The sequence below is a fragment of the Marinospirillum celere genome, assembly GCF_900112235.1.
GTDB lineage: Bacteria > Pseudomonadota > Gammaproteobacteria > Pseudomonadales > Halomonadaceae > Marinospirillum > Marinospirillum celere.
The window spans coordinates 415,554-432,743 of the sequence record NZ_FOLH01000001.1; the positions used below are offsets into that span (position 1 = coordinate 415,554).

The 17,190-nt window shown below is 43.6% G+C and carries 16 protein-coding genes; all 16 read left to right on the forward strand.

Features of this window, described 5'->3' with window-relative positions:
- The first annotated feature begins 7 nt into the window (after nt 1–7).
- The 16 genes from BM185_RS02030 (at nt 8) to BM185_RS02100 (ending at nt 17,105) form a co-directional block, all read left to right on the forward strand.
- The gene (locus BM185_RS02030) at nt 8–1,339 is read left to right on the forward strand and encodes an ATP-grasp fold amidoligase family protein (protein WP_091958489.1); all 1,332 of its coding nucleotides are present in this window, start codon (nt 8–10) and stop codon (nt 1,337–1,339) included.
- A gap of 49 nt (nt 1,340–1,388) precedes the next feature.
- Nucleotides 1,389–2,348, forward strand: coding sequence for a pyridoxal-phosphate dependent enzyme (locus tag BM185_RS02035; protein WP_091958492.1), 960 nt, complete (start codon nt 1,389–1,391; stop codon nt 2,346–2,348).
- Nucleotides 2,349–2,534: 186 nt separating this feature from the next.
- Complete coding sequence (locus tag BM185_RS02040) at nt 2,535–3,428, forward strand: hydroxyacid dehydrogenase (protein ID WP_177203440.1); 894 nt, start codon at nt 2,535–2,537, stop codon at nt 3,426–3,428.
- A gap of 2 nt (nt 3,429–3,430) precedes the next feature.
- Nucleotides 3,431–4,225 (forward strand): sugar phosphate isomerase/epimerase family protein, encoded by a 795-nt coding sequence (locus tag BM185_RS02045; protein ID WP_091958497.1) that lies wholly within the window; start codon nt 3,431–3,433, stop codon nt 4,223–4,225.
- 12 nt (nt 4,226–4,237) lie between these two features.
- Nucleotides 4,238–4,957 (forward strand): sulfite exporter TauE/SafE family protein, encoded by a 720-nt coding sequence (locus BM185_RS02050; protein WP_091958500.1) that lies wholly within the window; start codon nt 4,238–4,240, stop codon nt 4,955–4,957.
- A 25-nt stretch (nt 4,958–4,982) separates the two neighbouring features.
- Nucleotides 4,983–5,543, forward strand: coding sequence for an SDR family NAD(P)-dependent oxidoreductase (locus BM185_RS14980; RefSeq protein WP_342713665.1), 561 nt, complete (start codon nt 4,983–4,985; stop codon nt 5,541–5,543).
- Nucleotides 5,530–5,967, forward strand: a complete 438-nt coding sequence (locus BM185_RS14985; RefSeq protein WP_342713666.1) for an NAD-dependent epimerase/dehydratase family protein — start codon at nt 5,530–5,532, stop codon at nt 5,965–5,967. Before BM185_RS14980 ends, BM185_RS14985 begins: the two co-directional genes overlap by 14 nt.
- A 25-nt stretch (nt 5,968–5,992) precedes the next feature.
- Nucleotides 5,993–6,535 (forward strand): hypothetical protein, encoded by a 543-nt coding sequence (locus BM185_RS02060; RefSeq protein ID WP_091958502.1) that lies wholly within the window; start codon nt 5,993–5,995, stop codon nt 6,533–6,535.
- 163 nt (nt 6,536–6,698) lie between these two features.
- On the forward strand, nt 6,699–7,706 hold the full coding sequence (locus BM185_RS02065; RefSeq protein ID WP_143089463.1) for an ATP-grasp domain-containing protein: 1,008 nt from the start codon (nt 6,699–6,701) through the stop codon (nt 7,704–7,706).
- Nucleotides 7,699–9,576 (forward strand): glycosyltransferase family 2 protein, encoded by a 1,878-nt coding sequence (locus BM185_RS02070; RefSeq protein WP_091958508.1) that lies wholly within the window; start codon nt 7,699–7,701, stop codon nt 9,574–9,576. The genes BM185_RS02065 and BM185_RS02070 overlap by 8 nt, the downstream gene beginning before the upstream one ends.
- A gap of 3 nt (nt 9,577–9,579) precedes the next feature.
- Nucleotides 9,580–10,512, forward strand: a complete 933-nt coding sequence (locus tag BM185_RS02075; RefSeq protein ID WP_091958511.1) for an ATP-grasp fold amidoligase family protein — start codon at nt 9,580–9,582, stop codon at nt 10,510–10,512.
- Nucleotides 10,509–12,299 carry a hypothetical protein gene (locus tag BM185_RS02080; protein ID WP_091958514.1) on the forward strand — a complete coding sequence of 597 codons (1,791 nt, stop codon included), beginning with the start codon at nt 10,509–10,511 and terminating at the stop codon, nt 12,297–12,299. Before BM185_RS02075 ends, BM185_RS02080 begins: the two co-directional genes overlap by 4 nt.
- Nucleotides 12,286–13,050 (forward strand): glycosyltransferase family 2 protein, encoded by a 765-nt coding sequence (locus BM185_RS02085; RefSeq protein WP_218149358.1) that lies wholly within the window; start codon nt 12,286–12,288, stop codon nt 13,048–13,050. Before BM185_RS02080 ends, BM185_RS02085 begins: the two co-directional genes overlap by 14 nt.
- Nucleotides 13,050–13,994 carry an NAD-dependent epimerase/dehydratase family protein gene (locus BM185_RS02090; RefSeq protein WP_091958516.1) on the forward strand — a complete coding sequence of 315 codons (945 nt, stop codon included), beginning with the start codon at nt 13,050–13,052 and terminating at the stop codon, nt 13,992–13,994. The genes BM185_RS02085 and BM185_RS02090 overlap by 1 nt, the downstream gene beginning before the upstream one ends.
- 74 nt (nt 13,995–14,068) lie before the next feature.
- A complete protein-coding gene (locus BM185_RS02095) occupies nt 14,069–15,367 on the forward strand; it encodes an exopolysaccharide biosynthesis polyprenyl glycosylphosphotransferase (protein ID WP_091958519.1) in 1,299 nt (432 codons plus the stop codon).
- 160 nt (nt 15,368–15,527) lie between these two features.
- A complete protein-coding gene (locus tag BM185_RS02100) occupies nt 15,528–17,105 on the forward strand; it encodes a phosphohexomutase domain-containing protein (RefSeq protein ID WP_091958523.1) in 1,578 nt (525 codons plus the stop codon).
- The last annotated feature ends 85 nt before the right edge of the window (nt 17,106–17,190 follow it).

Here is a 17,190-nt window from a genome sequence, read left to right on the forward strand (position 1 = left end):
ACTCAATATGAATAAAAAAATTGTTGCATTTTATATAAGACTATATGGAGTTTTTAATAAAAAGGATAGGTTTTTAATAGAAAATATAATTACCAAGGCCAATGAGAAAAATATTTCTGGATGGGTTTCATATAGGAAGCCGGGCTGTATTGCATTACACATTGAGGGCTCTCATTCAGAAATAGAGTTATTAGTTAACGAGTTGCAGTTCTGTAGTGTTTTTGAAAATTTTAAAAGATATGATGTTAATAAAACTGATCCAGTTCATATAAGTGGTTTCAAGGATTTAAAGAATGCAAGTAGCATTTTTAATGCTAATGTTTCTTTGAGTGATTTGTGCGATCGTGCAAGCTTTTTGAATGACGAGTTTTATGAGATTTCGAATGCAATAAAAAAACATAAAGATCACTATGAAAGTGATAGCGTGGTGTTGAGCGATATTTTGAAGCTGATTCCTAATAGATTTTTTGGAAATTGGTTGAAGAATAAACAAAAAATATTTAAATTTAACGTGGAAGATGTTGCTTCATCTTTTACCTCTGAAATGTGGCAAAGTGTACCGTATACAAAAACATTAACAAAGATTCATGGTTACTCACCTGAACGATTATTAGATAATAAAATAAATGGTTTGAAATTTGTTAATAGTATTGGTGTAAAAACTCCTGAGCTATATGAATATGGTATTCCTTTAAATAGTATTGATTTTAAAAAAGGGCGAGTTGTAAAACCAATAAATGCTGCGGGTGCTAAAGGTGTTTTTTCAATTGTTTCTGAAAAATTAATAATAAGTATTGATGATGGAAAGAAATTATCAGACTATGAGGAGTTCATTAAAGAAGCAAAAAAATACTTAAAAAGATCCGGACGCCCTGACCTTTGGATGTCTGAAGAGTTAATTCTTAATAGTGATAATGAGCCACCTAATGACATTAAAATGTTGACTTTTTATGGAAAAGTTGGGCTTGTTCAGGAAGAGAGAAGAATGTTGGGTAAAGTCTGCTATTATGATAAGAACTGCAACAAGATTTCTACAGGTCGTTATGAAGACAAAAACTTTCAAGGAGGTGGTGTCCTTCCTGAGCATATAAGGCTAGCTGAGGAGATTAGTCTTAAGATTCCATCTCCATTTCTACGTATAGATTTTTTGAAATCAAAAAATGGTCTTGTTTTTGGTGAGTTCACACCAAATCCAGGTGTTTTTAACTCCTTTAATGCTTCTATTGATACGAGCTTGGGGCGCGAGTACTCTGAAGCAAGAGGGCGTCTAATGTCAGACCTGCTGAACGGAAAAAAGTTTGATAATTTTTTTGATTTTTTGAAATCAGAGAACATATAACTACTTTTGTAATTTATATAGATGCTATGTGCTTAGTAAGGAGTATTCCGTGATTGCCAAGAATAAACTAAACGGTGATTTTTTATTTGATTTTAAAGAAGTTGATTTGTTTTCTGTAATATCTAACATTAAAGATTCTGGCATTAATTCTAAAATATTTAAATCTGAGATGGATGATAAGCTTGTAGTTGTGAATGATACTATAAATCCCGTTGGTGCATTTAAAGTTAGAGGTGCTTTAAATGCAATTTTCTCTCTAATATCAAAAGAACCCAAATTGAAAGGTATTTGCTTAGCAAGCTCTGGAAGTTTTGGTATGGCATGTTCATATGCTTGTTCTTATTTTGATGTTGACGCTTATATCTTTGTTCCTGTAGGAGCTCCATTATATAAAATTGAAAAAATAAAAAGCCTTGGTGGAAATGTTATTGTTTCTGGAGACTCTTATGAAGAGTCAAAAAGTAATGCAATTGTTTTTGCTAAAGAAAATAAATTGATTTTCCAAGATGGTGTTGATAGGGAAGTTTTTTCTGGAAATGCAACTTTAGCATTAGAAGTTAATAATTTTATCAATGAAAATAATATGGAAAATTCAAAGATAGCATTTTTACTACCTTTGGGAATTGGTAGCTTGCTAGTCCCATTTTGTTCTTTTTTTAGAGCAACTGACTTAAGCTTTATATCGATTGCTGTAGAGCCTTCTTCTTATTCAAAGCTAAGTTACCTTAATGATGGCATTAATCTTACCCTTGAAAAAACATTGGCAGATGGTGCTTGTGTTTCAAAGTTCCCGGATTTTTCAGAGAAATATATAATATCACTTGTTGATTATTATTATTCTGCAAATGATTATGAGATAAAATGCGCTCAAGATATATTAAATAATTCATATGGTGTGCAATCTGAAGGTGCAGGAGCACTATCTATGTCCTGTTACTTACATTCACGTGATTTTTTTGATGACTTTGATTTTGTTTTTGTTTTTGTTTCTGGTAGTAATTTATCTTGATGGTCTATTTTAATTATTTTAATTTATTTCTTGTGTTTTTTAAGGTTTATTTGTAAATTTAATTTTTTCTATTTTTAACTTGAGGCTTCAAATATTGTCATGCAAGTTGCAATAAATTATAATAAAGAAAATAGTCGCCTTATATTTTCGCCTAAATCCCTTGGTGACTTTATAAGGAGTTATAACTTGATCAGTATTTTTTCTAATGAAGGACTATTGCCAACTGTTGCTGAAGTAGTGCTGAGCACTTGGTCTGCTAAACCGCTAGACCAAAAATTTTTAGACGAATCACCCAGTATTAAATTATTGATTCATGCAGCTGGTTCAGTTCATCATTTAGTAACGCCAGCTTTAGTTGAGCGTGGTATCCGTGTTACTAGCGCAGCTCACTTAAATGCAATCCCTACTGCCGAGTTCGCCCTTGCACTTATTTTAACTGCATTGCGTAATACTCTTGCATTCACTTCTAGGATCAATGCCGGGGGACACAAAGGCTGGAAAAAACCAAAAAAGAATGATTTTCTAGGTTATTACGGCACCCGTGTCGGTTTGCTGGGTTTTGGTAATGTTACTTTGCATTTATTGAAGCTCCTTCAACACTTTGATATTGAGTGCTATGTAGCTGATCCCTTTGTTGACCCGGTAGTTATTCGTAACTTGGGCGCTACTCCTGCTTGTCTAGACTGGGTAATTGAGCATTGTGACGTGGTTTCTCTGCACCATGCTTCGCGCCAAAATACCCGCCACCTGCTTAATAGAGAGCGCATCTCCCGACTAAAGCCTGGTGCGCAACTAATCAATACTGCAAGAGGCGCTTTAATTGATGAAACTGCTCTTGTTGACCGTTTAAAACAAGGTGATATCCATGCCTATCTAGATGTTACTGAGAAGGAGCCTCCACCTGAAGATCACCCCTTTTACACATTGCCCAACTGTCAGTTAACGCCGCATATTGCTGGATCGCTGGGAAGAGAGGTTCATCGTTTTGGCGAATTTGCCCTGCGGGAGCTCGATAACTGGATTCACCAAAGGCCGCTTGAAGGTGAGGTGGATCTGGCTACACTCAGCAACCGAGGGTAATTATGAGGTTTCGACAGGCGTTGGTATCGGTAACCTTGAATCACTTACCAACTCATGAAGTAATTTCACTTGCCTTGGAAGCGGGTTTAGAGGGCATTGAATGGTCTGGTAGAAACCACCTGCCTGTAGGTGATTTAAAGTCGGCAGCTTTTATACAACAGCAAATGAAGAAGGCTGGTTTGGCTGTTTTAGCCTATGGTTCCTACTTGCGCTTTAATGAGCCAGCTTTTGAACAAAATCAGCTTTGGCAGCGAACAATAGAAACAGCCCTTGCCTTGGGTGCACCTGCAATCCGAGTTTGGGCGGGGCAACAGGGGTCAGCATCAGTCAGTTTTGAAGAGCGGGTAGCTTTAGTTAACCGTGCGCAAGCCTTTGCAGATCTTGCTCAACATCAGGGGTTAGCGGTTTACTTCGAGTTCCATCGAAAAACACTGACAGATACACCTGAATCGGCACTTAATTTTCTTCATGAGATTGATCGCTCCAGTGTAAAGAGCTTATGGCAACCGCATGTTAATCTACCGTTAGAAGAGCAGCTACGCAGTTTGGAACTGATGTTGCCGCAGCTTGCTTACCTTCATTGCTTTTTTTGGGGGCTGAAAGGCTCCAAAGAGCGCTATCCTTTACAAGAAGGGGGAGCTTTATGGCAGCCACTATTAGAGGCAGCTTTGCTTTACGGCCATAAAGACCTTGATCTTTGGGTAGCAATAGAGTTTGTCAAAGATGATAAAATCGAGCAGTTGCGAGAAGATGCAGCTTATTTGCAGCAGCTTCTTCATACACTAAATAGTAATTAAGGCTACTGCTTAATGGAACTTCATTTATTGCTGTTCGCTTTGCTAGTTATTTTCACGGGCAGCTTTATCCAGGGTGTTCTGGGTTATGGGGTCGCCCTTTTCAGTGCACCTTTGTTGTTTTTGATTAACCCTGCCTTTGTACCTGTGCCCTTGATTATTATCGGTGGTGTTCTGCCTTTGCTGGTTTTTTGGAGCAATCGCCAAGCCTTAGTGCGGCGTGATTTATTGTTTGCTTACCCTGGTAGCTTGTTTGGTGTGATTTTGGCAGCTTTGCTGGTCGGTTTGCTTTCTGCAGAGGCTTGGCAGGTGGTTTTTGCCTTGTTGATTTTGCTGGCTGTCGGTTTAAGTTTACGCGCACTGCATTTTCAGCCTAGTTCCTCCGTAATTTTTGCTGGAAGCTTTGGGGCTGGCTTAATGGGTACGCTAACTGGAGTAGGTGGTCCACCTCTGGGTTTGGCTTATCAGAATGCACACCCGTTTCGTGTTCGGGCCAGTCTTTCCGCTATTTTTATTCCGACCAGTATTTTTTCTCTTCTTGCTTTGTCAGTCGCTGGGCGGGTGCAGGTCAGTGACTGGTTGTTGGCTTTTAGTTTGTTTCCTGCTGTTTTCTTGGGCTTCTGGTTATCCAGGCGTTTGGGCGCTAGAATCCCTGTTGCTTTGTTCCGCTACCTGACTTTGGGAATAGCCAGCTTGGCGGCTGTCTATACGCTTATCGCTGGGTTGTTTTTTTGATCTGTTTTGGGAAGCAAACATCAGTATGACAATTCTTGTGACCGGCGCTGCCGGTTTTATCGGTTCTGAGCTCTGCATGCGTTTACTGGAGCGGGGTGAAGTTCTGGTCGGTTTGGATAATCATAATGACTACTATGACCCGGCTCTGAAAGAAGCCCGTTTGGCGCGGCATTTAGCCCACCCTAACTATACCCATGTACGTCTGGATCTTGCTGACCGCACAGGTATGGAAGAGTTGTTTGCCAAGTACAAGCCCAAGCGTGTAGTGAACCTGGCTGCCCAGGCAGGGGTGCGCCATTCGATTGATAATCCCTTGGCTTATATCGACAGCAATGTGCTGGGTTTTGCCCACCTTCTGGAGGGTTGCCGTAATCAGGGTGTGGAGCATCTGGTGTATGCCAGTAGCTCTAGTGTGTACGGTGCTAACAAGACGATGCCTTTTTCAGTTCACCATAATGTGGACCGCCCACTGAGTATGTATGCGGCCAGTAAAAAGTCTAATGAACTCATGGCCCATGCCTATAGCCATCTCTATGGTTTGCCAACCACTGCGCTGCGCTTTTTTACCGTTTATGGCCCCCTTTAAATTCACTCAGGCCATTTTGAAGGGTGAAACCATCAAGGTTTACAACTACGGCAAGCATCGTCGTGATTTTACTTATATTGATGATATTGTCGAAGGGGTTATCCGTGTGCTTGATCAGCCAGCACAAGCGAATCCCGACTGGGATGCATTTAACCCCGATTCAGCCACCAGTAGTGCCCCTTGGCGCGTGTATAACATCGGTGGTCATCGTCTGACCGGTCTGATGGATTTTATTGGTTCTCTGGAAAGTTCGCTTGGTATAACAGCAGAAAAGGAATTCTTACCGATGCAGCCCGGTGATGTACCTGATACCTATGCAGATGTAGAGGATTTGGTGGCTGATTTTAACTATCAACCAAAGATTTCAGTTTCGGAAGTTGTCCAGCGCTTTGTAGCCTGGTACCGAGATTTTTATGGCGTATAGCTGATGAATTTTATGGAATATTTAGATGGTAAATGACGAGCAAAATCTTCAGCAAGTTGATGCACAGGAAGAAGAGCTAGCGCGCTTGAAAGGCGAGATTGAACAGCTTAAGTTTGAGTTGACTGAATCCAGAGAGCAGCTGGCTAGGCAAGAGGCGGCTATTGAAGAAGCCAAAAAAGCTTTTGATCAACTGATTAGAAAATACCGTAATCTCTATGCGTCTAACTCCTGGAAAGTAACACGGCCACTGCGTTGGTTATCCGGCTTGGTAACCAAAAAGGGCAAAGAGCAGGTTACCGTTGAGGAGTTGGTGAATCAGGTTGCCTTAATTAAAGGGCTTGAGCAGCTACCTGTATTTGATCGCCAAAGGCCAGGTAAAGTTGGGCAGTTGCGTACCAAGCTGCTAACTCTGGGTTTTGAAGAAAAAGCTTCAGCAGATTTAGCCGAATTGGCGACTTCTAGCCAAGTTGTGCTGGAGCTCCTTTGGGCCGCTTGGGAGCTGGCTGTGTTTTATGCTAACGAGGCCAAGTTGAAACCTCTTTTTCTTGCAGATAAAAACTCAATATAAAATTTTTTCTCTAATCTTGATAAATTTTTTAAAGATGGGTTGGATAGAAAAAATATTGATGACCTAAGAAATAAGCATCTTCTTAGAAAGCACTAATAATAAATAATTAAAGAGTACGCTTGATGGTTTTTCGGATTGGGATTAATTTTTGGATCTTTATTGCATGAGACCTGAAGCATTTTATAGGAAGTATGTTTTTAACTCTTCTTTTAATTCTTTTAATGAAAATATTTTCCACCTTTCTGGGTATATTGCTGCATCTGGATATCTTGGTATTAAAATTTCAATAAAATCGGATAAACGTTTTTTTTATAAAAATGATGTCGTAATAGGTTGTTATGATGAAATGCATACTAGTCTTGTAAGTAATTCTGCTGTCCGTCTATGTAAGAATAAAAAGAAAACAATAAATGCATTGAATATAAAAAGTGTGGCTGTTCCATTGAGCCATCAGTTTTGTAGTGTCTTTGGTTATAAAAAAGCTCTGAAATTTGCTAAAGCTTCCGGCTCTTTGGTTATGAAGCCAGCTAACGCTCGTGCTGGTCAGGGTATTTCGACTCAATTTTCCTGGCAGGATGACAGCTTTAAAGCGGCTTGGTTAAAAGCTAAGGCTGCTACGACGAATCGTCGTATTTTGCTTGAAGAAAAGCTGGAAGGCTTGGATGTGCGTGCAATTGTGGTTGGTGGTCAATTTGTCTGCGCAGTTACCAGGCTTCCTGCTTATGTCGTGGGCGATGGTAGCTCTACAGTTGCAGAGCTGGTTGAACAAAAGAACGCCTTTAGAAAGCAAAATAAAGCCCATGCTCGGCACCCTTTAAAACTGGAATATTATTCGATTGATCCTTCATTGGTGCCCGCTGCTGACCATTTTTTACAGTTGACAGAAATTTCCAATGTCCACTTGGGTGGTGAAGCCGTTGATGTGACGAACCTTTTGCCCAGTGCTTTGAGGGAGCTGGCTGAAGCGGCTGCTGATGCAATACCTGGCTTGGGTGTGGTTGGTGTGGATATGATAGCTACGGATTTTGAGGGTGGTGTTGCCAAGGTCATTGAATTGAATACAGCTTGTAATTTCATGATTCACCAGGCTCCTTTGTATGGTCAGCCCCGTTATCCTGCTGAGCAGGTGCTTAAGTGTATGTTGCGTCAAGCAGGTTTAGCGAATGAATAATCCTTTGTTTGTTGTTCTTTATAGTCTTGAAAAAGGCTTGGCGTGGCTGCTTAAAAGTCGTTTGCGCTTTATCTTGCTCTGGTTTTTCAGATTGGTCTTTTGGGTGAGGAGTTTTTTACCCGGCCGCAGAAAAATCCCCTTAGGCCGACTGCCCAGTGATTTTAATTATGAGTTTTCAGCTAATGCTTGGTTTGCTGGCTCCACAAAAGGCCAGACTTCAGTTCAAGAATTGGAACTAAAGCTTTGGTCTGGTTTTTCTGTAGTTGCTGAAGAGAAGCTCAAACTTGTTACAGCTAGTTTGTATGGTTCGGTTGTTGAAAGGGGGGAGGCAAGCTGGGCCTTGGCAAGACGTTACTTTGCTTCCGGTGATTACTCTAACGCTCTTAGGTTTCTTGAACAGGCCGCTTGGCTGCAACCTGTCCGTCTGTTTTTTTCTGGCTATCTGATTTTGCGCTTTGAAACCCTGTTGAAATTGAAGTGTCTGAATGCTGCTAGAGATTTATTGTTGGAAGCCGAGCAGCAGGGCGTGACCTCCAATGACCTTCTGCTTGCCTGGTCAAATTGGCACTTTGTATCTGATGGCTTAGATACTGAACAGCGACTGGAGCCTATCAACCGCATCCTTACAGAGGCAGGCCTACTGCCGATAAGCCTTAAAGACGAAACCCAACCGCTTAAGCTTGCTAACCTGAGTGGTGTGGCTGCTGACTCTGGTTTAGCTGCTGGCCCTAAGGTAAGTGTGTTGATACCCGTTTATAATGCAGCTTCAACTCTGGCTGTTGCGGTTGAGGGATTGCTAAATCAAACGTGGCAAAATCTTGAGATTTTGTTGGTTGATGATGTCAGTACCGATGCCAGTCGTTTGGTGATGCTTTCTCTTGCAGAGCAGGACTCCCGTATTCACCTTTTACAGCATACCGACAATAAAGGTGCTTATGGTGCACGTTTGACAGCACTGGATGCCGCAACGGGTGATTTTATTACAGTGCATGATGCGGACGACTGGTCTCATCCGCAGAAAATTGAGTTGCAGGTGAAGGCACTCTTGGAACGCCCTGGCTTGAAAGCCTGTATGAGTTCCTGGTGTCGAACAACTGAAGATTTGTATGTACTGCCTATAGGTGCCATTCCTGGAAAAGGCTATCAACGGCAAAATGAGTCATCGTTGATGTTCCGGCGATCTCTTGTTTCTGAGTTGGGACGTTGGGACCAGGTAAGAGCAGGTGCAGATACTGAATTCATTTGGCGTGTTCAGGCGCACTATGGTGAAGAAACCGTTGATGTTGTCTTACCCGAGGTTCCTCTGAGCTTTTCCTTAAGCCAGCCTGACTCCTTGACCCAGACTGGGCCAACCCATGTGCGCACGATTTTTTTTGGGACTCGGCAGGTTTACCGGGAGTCTCAGAAGTATATCCATAAAAATCTATCTGATTTCTTCGGTAACTTTTTGGATAGAGAGAGAACAACAAGCTATTTCTATGCCCCTCAGCGTTTGCGTGGTGACTCGACTTTAGCCGTTGATGTATTGTATGTTGCTGACTTTACAAAATATTCACCAAACTCCGAACAACAGTTGGAAAGGATTCTAGGTGATCTTCAAAAAATGAGGGTGGCTGTGTTCAACTGGAAATATTTTTCGACACCTGCTTCGGCTGGTTTGCTTGATGACTACTTGCGCTCTGCTATTGAAGGTCAGCTGGAAATAGCTACGGCTGATGATGTTGTGGAAGCTAAGTCAGTTGTCTTTCTTGATTCAGCAGTGTTGGAGCAGGCCTTGGATCGCTTACCCCTAGTCCATTGTAAAGAATGGACACCACCCCATGCCTACGCTGCCTGGAAGACTACTGGTGATGCTGAGGCGCGTTCTTAAATCATGTTGAAAATGCAAAGGCTTCTTTCTTCTTTGTTGGGAAAAGAGCAAGCGTGTCAGCAGCCAGCTAGCAGTAAAAATGCGGAAAAAGCCGCTATTGGTCGTTTGCATGAGAATAATTATTTTGTTGATCCCTCTTTCCGGTTGCTGATGGGCTTGCGTAACTCTCGCAATAAGCTGGCTAAAGCTGGTCCTGAGTGGCGTTTGAACCGTAAGGATAAGGCTTTTAGGTATATCCGTAATCAGGGTTTTGTGCATCCGGAAGTTTTTCAAGCTCGATGTAAGCTGAATGATCTGAAATTTTTCAGCCGAGGCGTTATCAAGCCTCATTTGGGTGCTAATGCCCGTGGTGTTTATTTGGTTTTTTCACCCGAGCGTATTTTTCACCCGGCTAGTCAGTCTTGGCTGAGTTCTTGGGATGCATTAATAAAGGCTTTGAGGGATGATCTTGCCACTAACCGGGTTAGGAAGGATCTGTGGTCTGTTGAGGAACTGATTACAGAGGATGAAGCGGGTGAAGTTCCGGGTCGTGATCTTAAGTTTTACTGTTTTTATGGTCAGGTAGGCCTGGTTTTGGAAGTGCAGCGGTTTCAGGGCCTTGCTTACTGCGAGTGGGATTCCCAAGGGCAGTTTCTGAATACAGGTAAGTATCAAGATCAACGATTTTTAGGTAGGGGCTTTACAGAAGCGCAGAAGCAGATTGCTGAACGCTTAAGTGAAACAATTCCTGCACCCTTTATGCGGATTGATTTTATCTGCAGTGCTAAGCATTCTGATGGCATGGTTTTTGGTGAGTTTACACCACGCCCTGGTAATTTGTATAAATTTGACTCTGAATCAGACAAGATGTTGGGTGAGTTTTATTTAAAAGCAGAACGTCGGCTGGAAATTGATTTTTTACGTCAAAAGAAATTTGCTAAGGTTTTTGTTAAATGAATCTTGTTAGTGCTAACCATAATTTCTGGCTTTGGTTCTGGAAAATTTTCTGGGTTTTTTTTAAGAGCGCACCCTTCTTTTCTTTTTTTGTTATCCTTTTTTCAATTTCAGCCAAGTTCACGCGAATGTTGGCTTTTATGCTACCCCTGAAGGTTATACTTCTGGTAGGTACGCCCGGTATTCCTCGCTATTTCAGATTTTTTATAGAACCAGAAGATAAGATGCAGTGGGTTATGTATCTTATTGTGGGTGCTATTGCTTGTTATCTCTTAACCTTGGTTTTTAATTTTTTTATCAAAATTTTGTCTCGCAAAGCGGGTGGCGGGATCTTTGATCAGGCCAATGAAATTGCTTTGGTGAGTGCGCAGGAAGATCAGGCAGGTGGTTACTATAGCCGTGTCTGCCGCATTTTTGCCAATGGCCTGTTTGTTTTGCTTGTTCTGGCTCTTTTCTATTTTGTGAATACGCTGCTTCTTTATACTTTGTTAGCAGCTATTTCTATTCAAGGTGCTCTTTCAACTCTTTTTCTTTTGGGGTCTGAAGAACTTAATCCTAACCCTATTAAGAAATTCATCCTGGAGAAAAGGCGAAGCTACCTTGAAAGTCTATTGGCATTTAACTTTTTTGGTGGTTTTTTTGTCATTCTTTACCCTTATCTAGTGGGTGAGGGTGGAAATATACTTTTTGCGATCATTAGTTTTTTATTATTAAGGCAGCTTTTGGGTAGCTTAACAGCAGTGATTAATTCGGCTGTCGTTCTTTCAGCTGAAAAACACAAAATTAATGCTTTTGTGTTCCGGGAGTTTCAACTAGCCCACAAAGAAAAAAAATCCACTTTAGCCTTGTTCGATGCTTTTTCTAAGACGAGACGTACAGAAACTCTAGAAGAGGTTTTTTCTTTATCTGCTCCTTCTTGTCAGTTACGCGATGTGGAATGGAGGGATTCTACTCTGCCTGGTGTGACTCAGTTGGTTGTCAAAGCCAGCAGCGATGAGCAGTCGGCTTTTTATTTAGAGAACGTTTTTACTGCTAAAAACAAGCACCACCTTGATAATGAGGAATACTTGTTTGAGCAATTGCAACGTAAGCGTTTATGGGCACCTGAGCTGATTGCCCGTTACCCAGTGAATAATTTTGAGTGTCAGGTGGTGGATTATGGTTCAGGCCTGACTTTGGGTTCGTCTTTCAACCGCTTCCAGGTAAAGATTTTTTCTCATCTGTGGGGGCTGCATTTGCCTGAGTCGTTAGTGCTTGCTTACCGCGCTTCTCACAAGCTGTTGCATGAGCGTTTGACGAAGGAATTTTTTGAAAGAGTGCAGATTGCTGTAGATTCTGAAGAGGAAGAACAAATATTTTCTGCCTTTTTGGGGAGTTTGGACGTTGTTTATTCTGAGGTTGAGTCCTTGCCGGTTGTTTTGATCAATCCTGATGTGAATGCGACGAACTTAGTTTGGAAAGCGGGTAAGGGTGACCAAGAGGAGCTGGAAAATATTTTGATTACTTCTTGGGCGCGGTGGAAGCTGGAGCCCCTGGGAGTGGGCTTTCCCCGGTTGAATGCTAAGCAGACTAGTCAGCTTTTGGATACACTGGCAGTTTCCTTATCACAAGATCAAGCTAATCTACCGGTGAAGGTTAAGCTGGTGCAACACTTGGCTAATTTGGAATCTTCTGTGAGCAAGATGAAGTTCAAGGCAGCCTTGGGGCAGATGACTAAAATTTTGGAAATATTTGAAGCTATGAATCACGAGAAGGTTGAAGATGTGGGTGTCGTCGATGCCCAAACCTGAGGTTAGTGTTGTTGTTCCTGTTTTTAATTCAGAAGCTTATCTTGCAGCTTGTTTGAACTCTTTACTGACCCAGTCTTATGAAGATTTTGAAGTTCTGATTGTAGATGATGGCTCGACTGATGCATCTTTGCATGTGATTCGGCCTTTTGTAGAAAAGGATTCGCGCTTTCAGCTGATTAAGTGTGATGAGAACCACGGGCCTGCTTATGCACGTAATCAAGGTATCGCTGTTGCTAAGGGACGTTATGTGGCTTTTTTGGATAGTGATGACTATTGGTTGCCAACGAAGCTTGAGCGTCAACTTGCTTTTATGCAGGAGAAGAGCACACCTTTAAGCTTTACTGCTTATTGGCGTTGTGACGGCGAAGGCGAGCCAAAGGATTTGGTTTCTGCACCTCATCAGGTTGATTATTTTGGTTTGCTGAAGGGTAATGTGATGGGCTGTTCCACTGTTATGTATGACACGGCTTTTTTTGGCCGAGTGCTTATGCCTTTGCTGGACAAACGCCAGGATTTTGCCCTTTGGTTACAGCTTTTGAAGCAGGTTGAAGTGGCTAGGGGGTTGCAGGAGCCCTTGGCCGTCTATCGGCGTCGGGCAGGTTCTTTGTCTAGCAATAAGTTGGTTTCTGCCTGGGCTAATTGGCGGTTTTATCGTCGCCAGGTGGGTCTGGGTTTTTTGCCAGCAGTCTATTATTTTTCGTGTTATGCCATTTATGGGCTAAAGAAACACTGTCGTAAAGGTCGTAAGTAATGCTGGCACTAGTTGGTGGTAGTGGCTTTATCGGTACCCGTTTGGCTCTGCGTTTGGCTGCTGGTGAGCAGGCTTTCTCAATTCAAGACAAGGTGTTGGGTACTGCTTACCCAGAGCTGACCTGTCCGGTTGATGTTAGAGATATCGGCGCTTTAAGGTCTGCTTTGCGAGGTGCTGAGTGTATTGTTAATCTTGCCGCTGAGCATCTTGATAATGTTCAGCCCACTTCACTTTATTACGATGTGAATGTTGGGGGCGCTGAAAATTTATGTGCTGTTGCTGAAGAGCTGGGTATTCAGCGTATTGTGTTTACCAGTAGTGTTGCTGTCTATGGCTTTGCGCCGGCCAACACGGATGAAAGTGGAGAGATTAACCCTTTCCACGACTATGGAAAGAGTAAGTGGCAGGCTGAAGAGGTGTTTCGTCAGTGGCAAGTCAAGGATGCTGCTAACCGCAGCTTGGTCATCGTGCGCCCAACGGTCGTATTTGGTGAGGGTAATCGTGGTAATGTCTACAATCTGCTGAAGCAAATTGCTTCAGGCCGGTTTGTGATGCTGGGTGAAGGCACAAATGTAAAGTCCATGGCCTATGTTGAAAATGTGGCGGCTTTTTTGGAGTTTTCGCTGGGTTTTGGTCCTGGTATTCACACTTACAATTATGTAGACAAACCTGATATGGATATGAATACTTTGGTCAGTCAGGTTCGTGCCACTTTAGGTAGAGGGCAGGGGGTTGGTGTACGCTTGCCCTATTCTCTTGGGTTGCTGGCAGGTTATGGTTTTGATGTGCTAGCTCGCTTGTCAGGGCGTAAGTTGCCTGTAAGTAGTCTTAGGGTGAAGAAATTTTGTTCGACGACCCAGTTTGCTAGCAGTGTTGAGTTGACGGGCTTTCAAGCGCCTGTTGGCTTGAAAGATGGGTTGGAACGAACGCTAAGAAAGCTTTGATTTATTTTTTATGTATAATTGCACCGCTAGTGTAGTTATTGGTTATTTCTTGGTGTAGGTTTGCGCACCGGTTGATGGTTTCGGATTCTGGGGTAGGTGTGCGGATTGAATTAGAGCGTCGTCATTCACGGTGGTACGAGAGGCTTTTGCTAGGCCTTCCCTTCCAGCTTTTTGTAGGCCTGTTGTTTGTTGGCTTCTTACCTGCTTGGAACCGGTGGGGCTGGGTCTTTTGGCAGGATGCTACCCAGGTGCAGATTAATACCACTTTGGCCGTAAGCCTTGCTTATGTGGCGGTCACTTTCACCCTGCGCCGGGTTATGCACTTTTCCAGTGGTCAGACAGCGGCCTATATTTTGCCTACCGTTAGTTTTGCTTATCTTTTGGCTATCGCTGTCCTTTTTTTTACTCGTGTGGATTATGCCCGCCAAGTTGTTTTTGCTTCCTTCCTTCTAACTTGTTTCTGGTGTTTTGCGGGCTATTTTTTGGGCCGGCGCTATCGTTTACCCAAGTTTGCTTTAGTGCCCTTTGGTGAGGGTAACAGTTTGAAGCCCCGACGAAATTTAGATGTACGCCTCTTGGAATACCCTGATTTTCAAGGGGTTCGCTATGATGGCGTTGTCGCGGATTTGCATGCTGAAGATTTGCCACCCCAATGGGAAAAGTTTTTGGCCCGTTGTGCTTTAAGCCATGTGCCTGTGTACCATGTGCGCCAGATTTATGAGTCACATACAGGCCGGGTAAAGATAGAACACTTGTCTGAGAATGTGTTTGGCTCGCTTTTGCCACCTCTTTTTTACGTTGGCTTTAAGCGGGTGGTGGATACCCTGGCAGCTTTGCTGCTGCTCCCGATTTTCCTACCTTTTTTTGCCCTACTTGCTGTGCTGATTCGCTTGGATTCCCCCGGTAGCCCCATTTTTGTTCAGGAGCGTGTGGGCTATCGTGCGCGCCGATTCAAGATGTATAAATTCCGAAGTATGTATCTGAACTGTCAGGGTACGGGTTATGCCAAGGGTATTTGTGATCCCAGGATCACGCGCATAGGCCGCTGGATGCGTAAGTATCGCATTGATGAGTTGCCGCAGATTTTGAATGTTTTGAAAGGTGAGATGAGCTTTATTGGGCCTCGTCCTGAGTCCGTTCATCTGTCTGAGTCTTATGAGCATGAAGTTCCTTTCTTTAGTTATCGCCATGTTGTTAGGCCGGGGATTTCTGGTTGGGCTCAGGTCAATCAAGGCTATGCCGCCGAGGTGGATGAGATGAATAAAAAACTACAATATGACTTTTACTATATTAAAAACTTTTCTTTGTGGTTGGATATTCTGATTGTCTTCAAAACCATTCGCACCATCGTTACAGGGTTTGGGGCTAGATAAAAAACATCGCGCACAGAGTGCGCTCCCACATGTAGGAGCTTTCTCCGAAAGCGATTCTTTGATGCTTCGATTATCGCGCAGAGGACTGCGCTCCTACAGGTGGTAGCTCTCTGTGGGAGCTCTCTCCGAGAGCGATTTATATCTAAACAAGGTTTGTTAAATGCAAAAAGTTCTTTCGGCCTTCACTGAGGTGGAGGCTTCTTCGTTAAAGCCGGTTAAATTTGGTACTTCGGGTCATCGGGGTTCTTCGCTGAATGCATCTTTCAATGCACCCCATCTGCTGGCAATTACGCAGGCTGTGGTGGCTTATCGCCGAAAAGCGGGGATTAGTGGGCCTTTGTTTTTGGGTAAGGATACGCATGCACTTTCGCAACCAGCTTGGGAATTGGTACTGCGCCAGTTGGTAGCTTTGAAGGTGGATGTTCGTCTGCAAACTGATTTAGGTTTTACGGCCACGCCTTTGGTGAGTCATGCGATTTTGCAGCATAACCATAACCAGTCTTCGCGTTTACCCCAGGCGGATGGTTTGATTTTAACCCCTTCGCATAATCCACCTGAGGATGGGGGGATTAAATACAACCCGCCACATGGTGGGGCCGCAGAAGGGGAAGTGACTACCTGGATAGAACAAGAGGCCAATAGGCTTTTACAGGCCGGTGAGCTTGAAGAGCCTGCTGTCAGCCTTGAAGAGGCTTTGCTGCATTCGGGTCGTTATGATTTTGTGGGTGAGTATGTTCGCCAGTTGGATGAGGTGGTGGATACTCATGCGATTCGTAAAGCCAACCTGAAGCTGGGTGCGGACCCCTTGGGTGGTGCGGCTTTACCGATTTGGCAGGCGATTGCTGGAACTTTGGAGTTGCCCGTTGAGGTGATGAACCCTGTGTTGGCGACGGATTTTGCATTTATGCCACCGGACCATGATGGCAAGATACGCATGGACTGCTCTAGCAGTGCGGTGATGAGTAAGCTGCTGGCAGTAAAAGATGACTATGACCTGGCCTTTGGTAATGACCCTGATGCGGATCGTCATGGTGTGGTGGATGCACAGGGGCTTTTGAACCCCAATCATTATTTAGCCGTTTGTGCTGATTATTTGCTTCGCAACCGTGGGGGCTGGCCTAAGGCTATTCAGATTGGCAAAACTCTGGTTTCTTCTTCTTTGATTGACCGGGTTGTGGAAGCAGCAGGTCATTCCGTTTATGAAGTGCCTGTTGGCTTTAAGTGGTTTGTGGAAGGCTTGAGTGAAGGCTGGCTGGGTTTTGCGGGCGAGGAAAGCGCAGGGGCCAGTTTGCTGACTTTTAATGGCAAACCCTGGAGTACCGATAAGGATGGTATTGCGCTCTGCTTGTTGGCCGCTGAAATTCTGGCGGTGACAGGCAAAACACCCCATGAGTACTATGCTGATTTAACCCAAGAACTGGGAGCGCCCATTTATAAGCGGGTGGATGTGGCCTGTTCTGAAGCCCTGCAGGCGCGTTTGCTTAACCTTCAGCCCGAAGAGGTTGAACTGAAGGTTTTGGGTGGCGAGCCCGTTCAAAACATCATGACCCAGGCACCCGGTAATGGCGCTTCTATAGGTGGAGTGAAATGGGTAACAGCCCAGGGCTGGTGTGCGTTAAGACCGAGTGGCACGGAAACCCTGTATAAAATCTATGCAGAAAGTTTTGCTGGTGAGGCCTTCCTTGAAGCAATGATTAAGGATGTACAGGCCCGGCTGGAGCTTGTTGGGGCTCGCTGAGGGAGCTTTCTCCAAAAGCGATGCTTTGCGCTTCGATAATCGCGCACAGAGTGCGCTCCTACAAACTCTGCAGAAGGTTTCTGTG